The organism is Paenibacillus silviterrae (assembly GCF_030167925.1).
In the GTDB taxonomy this organism is placed as follows: Bacteria; Bacillota; Bacilli; order Paenibacillales; family NBRC-103111; genus Paenibacillus_G; species Paenibacillus_G silviterrae.
Genome location: NZ_JASKUT010000001.1, coordinates 2,443,353 through 2,457,667, shown reverse-complemented (window position 1 = coordinate 2,457,667; position 14,315 = coordinate 2,443,353). Strand labels below are relative to the sequence as shown.

General features: G+C 52.2%; 4 protein-coding genes, 8 tRNA genes and 5 rRNA genes. 16 read left to right on the top strand and 1 reads right to left on the bottom strand.

Annotated features, from left to right (window positions below; all coding sequences use genetic code 11):
• The first annotated feature begins 81 nt into the window (after positions 1–81).
• Positions 82–429 carry a DUF2512 family protein gene (locus QMO62_RS11130; protein ID WP_284641028.1) on the top strand — a complete coding sequence of 116 codons (348 nt, stop codon included), beginning with the start codon at positions 82–84 and terminating at the stop codon, positions 427–429.
• Between the two features lie 50 nt (positions 430–479).
• Here the strand turns inward: QMO62_RS11130 and QMO62_RS11125 are convergent, their stop codons facing one another.
• Entirely contained in the window at positions 480–1,262 is a 783-nt protein-coding gene (locus tag QMO62_RS11125; protein ID WP_284641027.1) for a sugar phosphate isomerase/epimerase family protein, read from the bottom strand.
• Between the two features lie 477 nt (positions 1,263–1,739).
• On the opposite strand from QMO62_RS11125, the gene QMO62_RS11120 reads away from it, so the two are divergent.
• The 15 genes from QMO62_RS11120 (at position 1,740) to QMO62_RS11055 (ending at position 14,277) form a co-directional block, all read left to right on the top strand.
• Positions 1,740–3,274, top strand: a 16S ribosomal RNA gene (locus QMO62_RS11120).
• A gap of 597 nt (positions 3,275–3,871) precedes the next feature.
• A 23S ribosomal RNA gene (locus QMO62_RS11115) occupies positions 3,872–6,795 on the top strand.
• 162 nt (positions 6,796–6,957) lie between these two features.
• Positions 6,958–7,072, top strand: a 5S ribosomal RNA gene (gene rrf / locus QMO62_RS33635).
• Positions 7,073–7,405: 333 nt separating this feature from the next.
• Positions 7,406–8,942 (top strand): 16S ribosomal RNA (locus QMO62_RS11110).
• Between the two features lie 597 nt (positions 8,943–9,539).
• Positions 9,540–12,446 (top strand): 23S ribosomal RNA (locus QMO62_RS11105).
• The 16S, 23S and 5S rRNA genes sit together here with 8 tRNA genes alongside, the layout of an rRNA operon.
• A gap of 129 nt (positions 12,447–12,575) precedes the next feature.
• A tRNA-Ala gene (locus QMO62_RS11100) sits at positions 12,576–12,651 on the top strand.
• A gap of 4 nt (positions 12,652–12,655) precedes the next feature.
• A tRNA-Asn gene (locus tag QMO62_RS11095) sits at positions 12,656–12,728 on the top strand.
• A 72-nt stretch (positions 12,729–12,800) separates the two neighbouring features.
• Positions 12,801–12,888 (top strand) — tRNA-Ser (locus tag QMO62_RS11090).
• A gap of 17 nt (positions 12,889–12,905) precedes the next feature.
• Positions 12,906–12,979: transfer RNA gene (locus QMO62_RS11085), tRNA-Met, on the top strand.
• A 10-nt stretch (positions 12,980–12,989) separates the two neighbouring features.
• Positions 12,990–13,065: transfer RNA gene (locus tag QMO62_RS11080), tRNA-Thr, on the top strand.
• Between the two features lie 11 nt (positions 13,066–13,076).
• Positions 13,077–13,162 (top strand) — tRNA-Tyr (locus tag QMO62_RS11075).
• A gap of 15 nt (positions 13,163–13,177) precedes the next feature.
• Positions 13,178–13,257 (top strand) — tRNA-Leu (locus QMO62_RS11070).
• A 5-nt stretch (positions 13,258–13,262) separates the two neighbouring features.
• A tRNA-Arg gene (locus QMO62_RS11065) sits at positions 13,263–13,336 on the top strand.
• A gap of 138 nt (positions 13,337–13,474) precedes the next feature.
• Entirely contained in the window at positions 13,475–13,978 is a 504-nt protein-coding gene (locus QMO62_RS11060) for a hypothetical protein (protein ID WP_284641026.1), read from the top strand.
• A complete protein-coding gene (locus QMO62_RS11055) occupies positions 13,975–14,277 on the top strand; it encodes a DUF2653 family protein (RefSeq protein ID WP_284641025.1) in 303 nt (100 codons plus the stop codon). Before QMO62_RS11060 ends, QMO62_RS11055 begins: the two co-directional genes overlap by 4 nt.
• Positions 14,278–14,315: the final 38 nt, after the last annotated feature.

Here is a 14,315-nt window from a genome sequence, read left to right as displayed (position 1 = left end):
TCCGGCAACAGCATAGGAAGCTCCTTCTTGGGGAACGATGAAAATAAATCATTTCCGAGTCAAGGAAAGGAGCTTTTCCTAATGACCATGAAGCTGCTTGTTAAAATGATGTTAAACGGTCTGGTGCTGATTCCATTTTTGTATTTGACGACGAACGCTACGATTTTCCAAATTGTAATGTCATCCTTAGGCTTAAGCCTGCTTGCTTTCTTTGTCGGCGATCAATGGATCCTGCAGGAGACCAATAACACAATGGCGACCGTTGCCGATGCAGGGCTGGCCGGGCTTTACTTATGGGCTCTGTCCGTGATGCTGAATTGGGGGCTTTCCGCCGGCGAGCTGATTGTTGGGGTACTGCTTCTAGGTGTAGTGGAGTATTTTTATCACCGAATGCTGCATCGTTGGGATGAAAAAGGACCTGTCTATTAATAGGACGCCATATGGCCGCTTTTCTGAGTTGATTTCAAGCTTGGAGGCGGTCATTTTGTTTCTTTCAGCTGCATTTCCTTTCGAAGGAAAGAGTGACAATCCTGCAGTATGGAGTCGAAATGCTCGGCGGAAGCCGTACATTCAACGGATACCATGCCTTGGTAGTTCATTTGCTGCAGCATATGAGATAAGCTGGTGAAATCAAAGCTGCCCTCGCCGGGTGGCTTTCTTCCTGTATCCGCAACATGGATGTGCGCGATCCATTCCGCATGCCGCCGGATTTCCTCTAACGGCTCATTTTCCTCCATCATATGATAGACATCGGCAAGGGCCTGGATAACAGGCGAATTGATAAGCTGAGCCATGCGGACAGCTTCGGAGATACTGTTGATCAAGTTGGATTCCTTACGATTTAAGGGCTCGATAACAAGGGTTGCCCCGCATCCTTTGAACTCCGCATCGATCACGGAAAGCGTTTCCAAGAACTGCGCTTCTGCGTGCTCCTTCTCCCAGCCCTCAGGAATGTGACGCGACGCACCGCTTCCTAGAACAACAATGCGTGCTTTGGCTAGGTTAACGGCTTGGGCAGCCCGGGCAACATAATCCTTAATTCGATTCGGCTCCGCTTCCGGACCTACGATTTTTATGGTTCTAGGGAAAAAGATATTAAAAGCGGCTGTTGGAAGCGAGAGTGATAAAATTTCTTGAACCTGGGCATGATAGGCATCAGGATCCTCAAGTTGAAGAGCTGCTAAGGGGAGCTCGATAAAATCGTAGCCTGCCTGTCTAATTTTGTGTGCGTTTGTACTTCCACTGCACCAGCCTAACTTCATAGGTAGCACCAGCCTTTGCATTTTTGTTGTAGTGTAACAGCTTAGAGTCGAGGCGCGCCATGGAAGAATCGATTTTTCATTTGGCAAAATCGCTCCTTTCGTGGATAATCTTGAACATTGCATAGCACGGGTGAACCGTGTTATATTGTTACTCCTGCCGCAAGATGCGGTTCGGACTATTGATTATTTAAAGTGGCTCTCATGCAATATTTGAAAGATTGGTTGTTGCAATATGTCGAATAAACATGATATATTGTAAGTCCGGCCGCGAGAGCGGTTGATGCTATGAAGAATCGCTTGTCAGAAATTGGCGGTTGATTCGACAAAGCTAACATGATATATTATAAGTCCTGCCGCTTCAGCGGTTCGGAAAAGCAGCATGAAATTGCCCTTTGAAAACTGAACAACGAGAGAGTGAAAATAAAACGAATCTTCGGATTCGTGCTAGCTTTGAACATGAGCAAGTCGAACTTTACTTTATTGGAGAGTTTGATCCTGGCTCAGGACGAACGCTGGCGGCGTGCCTAATACATGCAAGTCGAGCGAGGGTCTTCGGACCCTAGCGGCGGACGGGTGAGTAACACGTAGGCAACCTGCCTGTAAGACTGGGATAACTACCGGAAACGGTAGCTAAGACCGGATAGATGGCTTCTTCGCATGGAGGAGCTTGGAAACGCGGCGCAAGCTGTGGCTTACAGATGGGCCTGCGGCGCATTAGCTAGTTGGTGGGGTAACGGCTCACCAAGGCGACGATGCGTAGCCGACCTGAGAGGGTGATCGGCCACACTGGGACTGAGACACGGCCCAGACTCCTACGGGAGGCAGCAGTAGGGAATCTTCCGCAATGGACGAAAGTCTGACGGAGCAACGCCGCGTGAGTGATGAAGGTTTTCGGATCGTAAAGCTCTGTTGCCAGGGAAGAACGTTCCGGGGAGTAACTGCCCTGGAAATGACGGTACCTGAGAAGAAAGCCCCGGCTAACTACGTGCCAGCAGCCGCGGTAATACGTAGGGGGCAAGCGTTGTCCGGAATTATTGGGCGTAAAGCGCGCGCAGGCGGTCTTTTAAGTTTGGTGTTTAAGCCCAGGGCTCAACCCTGGTTCGCACTGAAAACTGGGAGACTTGAGTGCAGGAGAGGAAAGTGGAATTCCACGTGTAGCGGTGAAATGCGTAGAGATGTGGAGGAACACCAGTGGCGAAGGCGACTTTCTGGACTGTAACTGACGCTGAGGCGCGAAAGCGTGGGGAGCAAACAGGATTAGATACCCTGGTAGTCCACGCCGTAAACGATGAGTGCTAGGTGTTAGGGGTTTCGATACCCTTGGTGCCGAAGTAAACACAGTAAGCACTCCGCCTGGGGAGTACGCTCGCAAGAGTGAAACTCAAAGGAATTGACGGGGACCCGCACAAGCAGTGGAGTATGTGGTTTAATTCGAAGCAACGCGAAGAACCTTACCAGGTCTTGACATCCCTCTGAATACGGTAGAGATATCGTAGGCCTTCGGGACAGAGGAGACAGGTGGTGCATGGTTGTCGTCAGCTCGTGTCGTGAGATGTTGGGTTAAGTCCCGCAACGAGCGCAACCCTTGATTTCAGTTGCCAGCATTGAGTTGGGCACTCTGAAGTGACTGCCGGTGACAAACCGGAGGAAGGTGGGGATGACGTCAAATCATCATGCCCCTTATGACCTGGGCTACACACGTACTACAATGGCCGGTACAACGGGCAGCGAAGGAGCGATCCGGAGCGAATCCTTAGAAGCCGGTCTCAGTTCGGATTGCAGGCTGCAACTCGCCTGCATGAAGTCGGAATTGCTAGTAATCGCGGATCAGCATGCCGCGGTGAATACGTTCCCGGGTCTTGTACACACCGCCCGTCACACCACGAGAGTTTACAACACCCGAAGTCGGTGGGGTAACCGCAAGGAGCCAGCCGCCGAAGGTGGGGTAGATGATTGGGGTGAAGTCGTAACAAGGTAGCCGTATCGGAAGGTGCGGCTGGATCACCTCCTTTCTATGGAGTCCATGATGGCTGCAGGCCATCGGACATAATAGCTGACAACTGACATCGTTCCACGATGTAACAGTTGCAGCAACTCACTCTTCTCGTTGTTCAGTTTTGAAAGGTGCAATGCCTTTCTGTACATAGGATGTTTTGCTTCGCTGAAGGAATAACGGACTTTTAGGACGTTATTCAGTTGAAACAGCAGCGAGAAGCTGGAATAACGGTTTTTCAGACCGCTATTTCGGCGAAAACAAGGCAAAACCGCTCCACAATCGTGTTACAGCAGAAAATAACGGTTCGAAAGTCCGTTATCTGCCTCTGACCGATTCCAAAACCGCAAATAACGTTCTCAAAGTCCGTTATTGTGCGAGCACCTCTGGTAAATCTTGATGTTTGCATCGAAGATTGCGGACGTGCTAAAATAACCTTCCTGCCGCGGTAATGCGAGCAGCGAAGAACAATCCTTGTTCCTTGAAAACTGGATATCGAAACAAAGCAAAATGTCGAAGATCATCCGATCTTACAATAGCTACTAGCGAAATATGCTGTTTAAGAGTGACTTTGTGCGAAGCACAACGGAACGAGAAAATAGCATATGGAGCGACAGGTTAAGCTAATAAGAGCACACGGAGGATGCCTAGGCACCAGGAGCCGAAGAAGGACGTGGCGAACGACGAAATGCCTCGGGGAGCCGTAAGCAGGCTTTGATCCGGGGATGTCCGAATGGGGGAACCCGCGTGAGGTAATACTCACGTACCACACAGTGAATACATAGCTGTGTAGGAGGCAGACGAGGGGAACTGAAACATCTAAGTACCCTCAGGAAAAGAAAACAAAAGTGATTCCGTCAGTAGCGGCGAGCGAAAGCGGAGTAGCCCAAACCAAGGGGCTTGCCCCTTGGGGTTGTAGGACGTCAATATGGATGCAGCGGATTAGGTGAACAGGTCTGGAAAGGCCGGCCAAAGTGGGTAACAGCCCCGTAACCAAAAGTCCGCGAGATCCTAGACGGATCCTGAGTACGGCGGGACACGTGAAACCCCGTCGGAATCCGGCAGGACCATCTGCCAAGGCTAAATACTCCCTGGTGACCGATAGTGAAGCAGTACCGTGAGGGAAAGGTGAAAAGAACCGCGGGAGCGGAGTGAAAAAGAACCTGAAACCGTGTGCTTACAAGAAGTCAGAGCTCGTTAATGAGTGATGGCGTGCCTTTTGTAGAATGAACCGGCGAGTTACGTTTACGCGCAAGGTTAAGGTGAGAAGCCGGAGCCGCAGCGAAAGCGAGTCTGAATAGGGCGAATAAGTACGTAGACGTAGACCCGAAACCGTGTGATCTACCCCTGTCCAGGGTGAAGGTGCTGGTAACACGCACTGGAGGCCCGAACCCACGAATGTTGAAAAATTCGGGATGAGGTGGGGTAGCGGAGAAATTCCAATCGAACTCGGAGATAGCTGGTTCTCCCCGAAATAGCTTTAGGGCTAGCCTCGGGTGATGAGTCGCGGAGGTAAAGCACTGATTGGGTGCGGGGCCCGCCAAGGGTTAAGTCCAGTCAACAACTCTGAATGCCGCAGACTTTAACCGGGAGTCAGACAGTGAGTGCTAAGATCCATTGTCAAGAGGGAACAGCCCAGATCATCAGCTAAGGGTCAAGTGTGTGTAAGTGGGAAAGGATGTGGAGTTGCAAAGACAACCAGGATGTTGGCTTAGAAGCAGCCACCATTGAAAGAGTGCGTAATAGCTCACTGGTCGAGTGACTCTGCGCCGAAAATGTAACGGGCTAAACACACCACCGAAGCTATGAGTCCAGGTGCAAACAAGTTTGCACCGAGAGGGCAGTAGGGAGCGTTGTAACAGCGGTGAAGGTTGATCGTGAGGACAGCTGGAGCGGTTACAAGTGAGAATGCCGGTATGAGTAACGAAAGACAAGTGAGAATCTTGTCCGCCGTAAGCCTAAGGGTTCCTGAGGAAGGTTCGTCCGCTCAGGGTAAGTCGGGACCTAAGGCGAGGCCGAAAGGCGTAGTCGAAGGACAACAGGTTGAAATTCCTGTACCACCGTGAACCGTTATGAGCAATGGGGTGACGCAGAAGGATAGTGACGCGGACTGATGGATGTCCGTCCAAGCAGCGAGGCTGATGTGTAGGCAAATCCGCACATCGTAAGGCTGGGCTGTGATGGGGAGCGAAATTCAAGTAGCGAAGGTCGTGAGTTCAAGCTGCCAAGAAAAGCCTCTAGCCAGGGAGAAGGTGCCCGTACCGCAAACCGACACAGGTAGGCGAGCAGAGCATGCTAAGGCGCTCGGAAGAACTCTCGTTAAGGAACTCGGCAAAATGACCCCGTAACTTCGGGAGAAGGGGTGCCTCGGTAGGGTGAATAGCCCGAGGGGGCCGCAGTGAAAAGGCCCAAGCGACTGTTTAGCAAAAACACAGGTCTGTGCGAAGCCGCAAGGCGAAGTATACGGCTGACGCCTGCCCGGTGCTGGAAGGTTAAGGGGAGCGGTTAGGGGTAACCCGAAGCTGTGAACCGAAGCCCCAGTAAACGGCGGCCGTAACTATAACGGTCCTAAGGTAGCGAAATTCCTTGTCAGGTAAATTCTGACCCGCACGAATGGCGTAACGACTTGGGCGCTGTCTCGACGAGAGATCCGGTGAAATTTTAATACCTGTGAAGATGCAGGTTACCCGCGACAAGACGGAAAGACCCCATGGAGCTTTACTGCAGCTTGATATTGGACTTTGGTACGATCTGTACAGGATAGGTGGGAGCCTAAGAAGCCGGAGCGCCAGCTTCGGTGGAGGCGCCGTTGGGATACCACCCTGATCGTATCGGAGTTCTAACCTGGCACCCTGATCGGTGCGGGGACAGTGTCAGGTAGGCAGTTTGACTGGGGCGGTCGCCTCCTAAAGAGTAACGGAGGCGCCCCAAGGTTCCCTCAGAATGGTTGGAAATCATTCGAAGAGTGCAAAGGCATAAGGGAGCTTGACTGCGAGACAAACAAGTCGAGCAGGGGACGAAAGTCGGGCTTAGTGATCCGGTGGTACCGAATGGAAGGGCCATCGCTCAACGGATAAAAGCTACCCTGGGGATAAACAGGCTTATCTCCCCCAAGAGTCCACATCGACGGGAGGTTTGGCACCTCGATGTCGGCTCATCGCATCCTGGGGCTGAAGTAGGTCCCAAGGGTTGGGCTGTTCGCCCATTAAAGCGGTACGCGAGCTGGGTTCAGAACGTCGTGAGACAGTTCGGTCCCTATCTGTCGCGGGCGTAGGAAATTTGAGAGGAGCTGTCCTTAGTACGAGAGGACCGGGATGGACGTACCGCTGGTGTACCAGTTGTCTCGCCAGAGGCACGGCTGGATAGCCAAGTACGGAAGGGATAAGCGCTGAAAGCATCTAAGCGTGAAGCCCCCCTCAAGATGAGATTTCCCAGTATAGTATGTAAGACCCTTGTAGAAGACGAGGTAGATAGGTTCGGGGTGGAAGCGCGGGCAACGTGTGGAGCTGACGAATACTAATCGGTCGAGGGCTTATCCTACATTAGACAAATTGCTAGCGAAGACATCTCGTTTGGGAGCGACTTTGTGGAAGCACAACGGAGTGATAAAATGAGATTGTCGGAGCGTAGTTTCGAATCCAGTTTTCAAGGCGCAAGTCGCTTTGAACAACAACCTAGATGTTTCTTGGCAGATGCATCACGTTTGGTGATGATGGCGGAAGGGAACACGCGTACCATACGAACACGACCGTAAGCCTTCCAGCGTTCGATGGTAACTTGGACCGAAGGGTCCTGGGAGAGTAGAACGTCGCCAAGCAAAGAGTCCTTTGGGACCCGGAGGACTCTTTATTATGCCTTACCCGAATGACTCCGGATGGGAGAATTCGGACTTGCAAAGAGAATGACCAACATGATATATTATGACTCCGCCGCTTGAGAGAGCGCAGCGGAACGCACAAACATCGTGGATCTGACCTCGCAGGACTACCTCTTGGATGGAAAAAAACAAAAAGTTGCAAAACATAATGAAATGTGCTACATTCCTTAAGGCAGTGAAGTTGCCCTTTGAAAACTGACAACGAGAGAGGGAAAATAAACGAATCTTCGGATTCGTGCTAGCTTTGAACATGAGCAAGTCGAACTTTACTTTATTGGAGAGAGTTGATCCTGGCTCAGGACGAACGCTGGCGCGTGCCTAATACATGCAAGTCGAGCGAGGGGTCTTCGGACCTAGCGGCGACGGAGTGAGTAACACGTAGGCAACCTGCCTGTAAGACTGGGATAACTACCGGAAACGGTAGCTAAGACCGGGATAGATGGCTTCTTCGCATGGAGGAGCTTGGAAACGCGGCGCAAGCTGTTGGCTTACAGATGGGCCTGCGGCGCATTAGCTAGTTGGTGGGGGTAACGGCTCACCAAAGGCGACGATGCGTAGCCGACATGAGAGGGTGATCGGCCACACTGGGACTGAGACACGGCCCAGACTCCTACGGAGGCAGCAGTAGGGAATCTTCCGCAATGGACGAAAGTCTGACGGAGCAACGCCGCGTGAGTGATGAAGGTTTTCGGATCGTAAAGCTCTGTTGCCAGGGAAGAACGTTCCGGGGAGTAACTGCCCTGGAAATGACGGTACCTGAGAGAAAGCCCCGGCTAACTACGTGCCAGCAGCCGCGGTAATACGTAGGGGGGCAAGCGTTGTCCGGAATTATTGGGCGTAAAGCGCGCCGCAGGCGGTCTGTTAAGTTTGGTGTTTAAGCCCAGGGCTCAACCCTGGTTCGCACTGAAAACTGGGAGACTTGAGTGCAGGAGAGGAAAGTGGAATTCCACGTGTAGCGGTGAAATGCGTAGAGATGTGGAGGAACACCAGTGGCGAAGGCGACTTTCTGGACTGTAACTGACGCTGAGGCGCGAAAGCGTGGGGAGCAAACAGGATTAGATACCCTGGTAGTCCACGCCGTAAACGATGAGTGCTAGGTGTTAGGGGTTTCGATACCCTTGGTGCCGAAGTAAACACAGTAAGCACTCCGCCTGGGGAGTACGCTCGCAAGAGTGAAACTCAAAGGAATTGACGGGGACCCGCACAAGCAGTGGAGTATGTGGTTTAATTCGAAGCAACGCGAAGAACCTTACCAGGTCTTGACATCCCTCTGAATACGGTAGAGATATCGTAGGCCTTCGGGACAGAGGAGACAGGTGGTGCATGGTTGTCGTCAGCTCGTGTCGTGAGATGTTGGGTTAAGTCCCGCAACGAGCGCAACCCTTGATTTCAGTTGCCAGCATTGAGTTGGGCACTCTGAAGTGACTGCCGGTGACAAACCGGAGGAAGGTGGGGATGACGTCAAATCATCATGCCCCTTATGACCTGGGCTACACACGTACTACAATGGCCGGTACAACGGGCAGCGAAGGAGCGATCCGGAGCGAATCCTTAGAAGCCGGTCTCAGTTCGGATTGCAGGCTGCAACTCGCCTGCATGAAGTCGGAATTGCTAGTAATCGCGGATCAGCATGCCGCGGTGAATACGTTCCCGGGTCTTGTACACACCGCCCGTCACACCACGAGAGTTTACAACACCCGAAGTCGGTGGGGTAACCGCAAGGAGCCAGCCGCCGAAGGTGGGGTAGATGATTGGGGTGAAGTCGTAACAAGGTAGCCGTATCGGAAGGTGCGGCTGGATCACCTCCTTTCTATGGAGTCCATGATGGCTGCAGGCCATCGGACATAATAGCTGACAACTGACATCGTTCCACGATGTAACAGTTGCAGCAACTCACTCTTCTCGTTGTTCAGTTTTGAAAGGTGCAATGCCTTTCTGTACATAGGATGTTTTGCTTCGCTGAAGGAATAACGGACTTTTAGGACGTTATTCAGTTGAAACAGCAGCGAGAAGCTGGAATAACGGTTTTTCAGACCGCTATTTCGGCGAAAACAAGGCAAAACCGCTCCACAATCGTGTTACAGCAGAAAATAACGGTTCGAAAGTCCGTTATCTGCCTCTGACCGATTCCAAAACCGCAAATAACGTTCTCAAAGTCCGTTATTGTGCGAGCACCTCTGGTAAATCTTGATGTTTGCATCGAAGATTGCGGACGTGCTAAAATAACCTTCCTGCCGCGGTAATGCGAGCAGCGAAGAACAATCCTTGTTCCTTGAAAACTGGATATCGAAACAAAGCAAAATGTCGAAGATCATCCGATCTTACAATAGCTACTAGCGAAATATGCTGTTTAAGAGTGACTTTGTGCGAAGCACAACGGAACGAGAAAATAGCATATGGAGCGACAGGTTAAGCTAATAAGAGCACACGGAGGATGCCTAGGCACCAGGAGCCGAAGAAGGACGTGGCGAACGACGAAATGCCTCGGGGAGCCGTAAGCAGGCTTTGATCCGGGGATGTCCGAATGGGGGAACCCGCGTGAGGTAATACTCACGTACCACACAGTGAATACATAGCTGTGTAGGAGGCAGACGAGGGGAACTGAAACATCTAAGTACCCTCAGGAAAAGAAAACAAAAGTGATTCCGTCAGTAGCGGCGAGCGAAAGCGGAGTAGCCCAAACCAAGGGGCTTGCCCCTTGGGGTTGTAGGACGTCAATATGGATGCAGCGGATTAGGTGAACAGGTCTGGAAAGGCCGGCCAAAGTGGGTAACAGCCCCGTAACCAAAAGTCCGCGAGATCCTAGACGGATCCTGAGTACGGCGGGACACGTGAAACCCCGTCGGAATCCGGCAGGACCATCTGCCAAGGCTAAATACTCCCTGGTGACCGATAGTGAAGCAGTACCGTGAGGGAAAGGTGAAAAGAACCGCGGGAGCGGAGTGAAAAAGAACCTGAAACCGTGTGCTTACAAGAAGTCAGAGCTCGTTAATGAGTGATGGCGTGCCTTTTGTAGAATGAACCGGCGAGTTACGTTTACGCGCAAGGTTAAGGTGAGAAGCCGGAGCCGCAGCGAAAGCGAGTCTGAATAGGGCGAATAAGTACGTAGACGTAGACCCGAAACCGTGTGATCTACCCCTGTCCAGGGTGAAGGTGCGGTAACACGCACTGGAGGCCCGAACCCACGAATGTTGAAAAATTCGGGGATGAGGTGGGGGTAGCGGAGAAATTCCAATCGAACTCGGAGAGCTGGTTCTCCCGAAATAGCTTTAGGCTAGCCTCGGGTGATGAGTCGCGGAGGTAAAGCACTGATTGGGTGCGGGGCCCGCCAAGGGTTACCAAGTCCAGTCAAACTCTGAATGCCGCAGACTTTAACCCGGGAGTCAGACAGTGAGTGCTAAGATCCATTGTCAAGAGGGAAACAGCCCAGATCATCAGCTAAGGTCCCCAAGTGTGTGTTAAGTGGGAAAGGATGTGGAGTTGCAAAGACAACCAGGATGTTGGCTTAAGAACAGCCACCATTGAAAGAGTGCGTAATAGCTCACTGGTCGAGTGACTCTGCGCCGAAAATGTAACGGGGCTAAACACACCACCGAAGCTATGAGTCCATTTATGGGCAGTAGGGGAGCGTTGTAACAGCGGAGAAGGTTGATCGTGAGGACAGCTGGAGCGGTTACAAGTGAGAATGCCGGTATGAGTAACGAAAAGACAAGTGAGAATCTTGTCCGCCGTAAGCCTAAGGTTCCTGAGGAAGGTTCGTCCGCTCAGGGTAAGTCGGGACCTAAGGCGAGGGCCGAAAGGCGTAGTCGAAGGACAACAGGTTGAAATTCCTGTACCACCGTGAACCGTTATGAGCAATGGGGTGACGCAGAAGGATAGTGACGCGGACTCGATGGATGTCCGTCCAAGCAGCGAGGCTGGTTAGTAGGCAAATCCGCTAACTGTTAAGGCTGGCTGTGATGGGGAGCGAAATTCAAGTAGCGAAGGTCATGAGTTCAAGCTGCCAAGAAAAGCCTCTAGCCAGGGAGAAGGTGCCGTACCGCAAACCGACACAGGTAGGCGAGCAGAGTATGCTAAGGCGCTCGGAAGAACTCTCGTTAAGGAACTCGGCAAAAATGACCCCGTAACTTCGGGAGAAGGGGTGCCTCGGTAGGGTGAATAGCCCGAGGGGGCCGCAGTGAAAAGGCCCAAGCGACTGTTTAGCAAAAACACAGGTCTGTGCGAAGCCGCAAGGCGAAGTATACGGGCTGACGCCTGCCCGGTGCTGGAAGGTTAAGGGGAGCGGTTAGGAGCAATCCGAAGCTGTGAACGAAGCCCCAGTAAACGGCGGCCGTAACTATAACGGTCCTAAGGTAGCGAAATTCCTTGTCAGGTAAATTCTGACCCGCACGAATGGCGTAACGACTTGGGCGCTGTCTCGACGAGAGATCCGGTGAAATTTTAATACCTGTGAAGATGCAGGTTACCCGCGACAAGACGGAAAGACCCCATGGAGCTTTACTGCAGCTTGATATTGGACTTTGGTACGATCTGTACAGGATAGGTGGGAGCCTAAGAAGCCGGAGCGCCAGCTTCGGTGGAGGCGCCGTTGGGATACCACCCTGATCGTATCGGAGTTCTAACCTGGCACCCTGATCGGGTGCGGGGACAGTGTCAGGTAGGCAGTTTGACTGGGGCGGTCGCCTCCTAAAGAGTAACGGAGGCGCCCCAAGGTTCCCTCAGAATGGTTGGAAATCATTCGAAGAGTGCAAAGGCATAAGGGAGCTTGACTGCGAGACATACAGGTCGAGCAGGGACGAAAGTCGGGCTTAGTGATCCGGTGGTACCGAATGGAAGGGCCATCGCTCAACGGATAAAAGCTACCCTGGGGATAACAGGCTTATCTCCCCCAAGAGTCCACATCGACGGGGAGGTTTGGCACCTCGATGTCGGCTCATCGCATCCTGGGGCTGAAGTAGGTCCCAAGGGTTGGGCTGTTCGCCCATTAAAGCGGTACGCGAGCTGGGTTCAGAACGTCGTGAGACAGTTCGGTCCCTATCTGTCGCGGGCGTAGGAAATTTGAGAGGAGCTGTCCTTAGTACGAGAGGACCGGGATGGACGTACCGCTGGTGTACCAGTTGTCTCGCCAGAGGCACGGCTGGATAGCCAAGTACGGAAGGGATAAGCGCTGAAAGCATCTAAGCGTGAAGCCCCCCTCAAGATGAGATTTCCCAATTCGTAAGACCCCTTGTAGACGACGAGGTAGATAGGTTCGGGGTGGAAGCGCGGCAACGTGTGGAGCTGACGAATACTAATCGGTCGAGGGCTTATCCTACATTAGACAAATTGCTAGCGAAGACATCTCGTTTGGGAGCGACTTTGTGCGAAGCACAACGGAGTGATAAAATGAGATTGTCGGAGCGTTGTTTCGAATCCAGTTTTCAAGGTGCAAGCCTTGTAATATGGGGCCATAGCTCAGCTGGGAGAGCGCCTGCCTTGCAAGCAGGAGGTCAGCGGTTCGATCCCGCTTGGCTCCACCATTATTCCCTGATAGCTCAGTTGGTAGAGCACTCGACTGTTAATCGAGTTGTCACAGGTTCGAGTCCTGTTCGGGGAGCTAATATACCCCACAAAGTGAAGAGAAGCTCTGTAGAGTATTCCGATTACTTTGTGGGGACCCCAAAACCATGGAGAGGTGTCCGAGAGGCCGAAGGAGCACGATTGGAAATCGTGTAGGCGTCACAAGCGTCTCGAGGGTTCGAATCCCTCTCTCTCCGTAGCAGTACCTTAACATGGCGGCGTAGCTCAGCTGGCTAGAGCGTACGGTTCATACCCGTAAGGTCGGGGGTTCGATCCCCTCTGCCGCTATTCATATCATGCCGCTGTAGCTCAATTGGTAGAGCAACTGACTTGTAATCAGTAGGTTGGGGGTTCAAGTCCTCTCGGCGGCACCATAGGTTCATACGGAGGCTTAGCGAAGTGGCCAAACGCAGCAGACTGTAAATCTGTTCTCGTACGAGTTCGGTGGTTCGAATCCATCAGCCTCCACCACTTATTATTTCATGCGCGCGTATGGCGGAATTGGCAGACGCACCAGACTTAGGATCTGGCGGGAGACCGTGGGGGTTCAAGTCCCTCTACGCGCATTCATGTGCCCTTAGCTCAGCCGGATAGAGCGTTTGACTACGAATCAAAAGGTCGGGAGTTCGAATCTCTCAGGGCACGTCCATTAGCAGCAAGAGTCCTTCGGGTAAGCCGGAGGGCTCTTTTTTTGCGTTGCGTTTATTTGCTAATCATAAATCCACAATTCCGGTAGGATACTACATCACATGAGTACAGCGGCATTGGAGGGGGTTATATCCTATGAAAAAAATAACGGTTACCTGCTTGTGCTTCGTCTTATTCTTGCTGTGTATCCAAGCAAATACCATAGCGGCAGTATCCAGTAATACAACAGCTACTGAACAGCCCCACCCTCCCGCGGAAAGCACGGATGCTGCTACCCTGAGAGAGAATGCTTATCGGTCCGGTAGGGGCACCTTTTCCGGCGGAGCCAGAGGCGGAATTACGCGCTCTCCCGCCGCTACTCCGGGCACCGGCTATACCACCGGTCCTAGGAACCCAAGCAACCGTGTAACCAATCCTTCAACAAACCCATCCTACGGGAACCGAGGGGGAGGCTTCGGGCTTGGCGGGCTATTTGGGGGCTTTGCTGCCGGAACGCTGCTTGGCAGCTTGTTGAACCCTTTTGGCTTTGGAGGCTATGGATATGGGGGCGGCTTTTCGATAGTAGGCCTTCTGTTCTGGGGTGTGATTCTTTACTTCTTATTCCGGTTATTCCGTCTAATAAGAGGTCAGAGAAGATGAAGATAAGCTTCAGCGAGCAGGATTTGATTGATGCGGTATGCCGTTGGGGAGCGGATCGCTATCGAACCGATCCGATGGATGTTCAGGCGGAGCTTCGCTTCCAGCACAGTATAGGAATTACGGCTGAAGTTACATGGAAGGACCGAACAAAAGGTCCCCTCCATCTAACGGAGGAAGACATCATCGATAGTACGGGGGACTACTTGTCCCGGCAGCACTTGTTCCCACCAGACCGACTGACGATAGAGCTGATGTATGATCAAGAAGAAGGATTTGGCGCCGATATCATAGTACTGTAAACAAGGGTCTCTCTTCCTTCAGAGAGACCTTTCCTCTT

Bases quoted from the DNA above. Each gene is read 5' to 3' on its own strand.
- QMO62_RS11130 (WP_284641028.1), top strand. From the start codon at position 82: ATGACCATGAAGCTGCTTGTTAAAATGATGTTAAACGGTCTGGTGCTG.
- QMO62_RS11060 (WP_284641026.1), top strand. From the start codon at position 13,475: ATGAAAAAAATAACGGTTACCTGCTTGTGCTTCGTCTTATTCTTGCTG.
- QMO62_RS11055 (WP_284641025.1), top strand. From the start codon at position 13,975: ATGAAGATAAGCTTCAGCGAGCAGGATTTGATTGATGCGGTATGCCGT.
- QMO62_RS11125 (WP_284641027.1), bottom strand. From the start codon at position 1,262: ATGAAGTTAGGCTGGTGCAGTGGAAGTACAAACGCACACAAAATTAGA.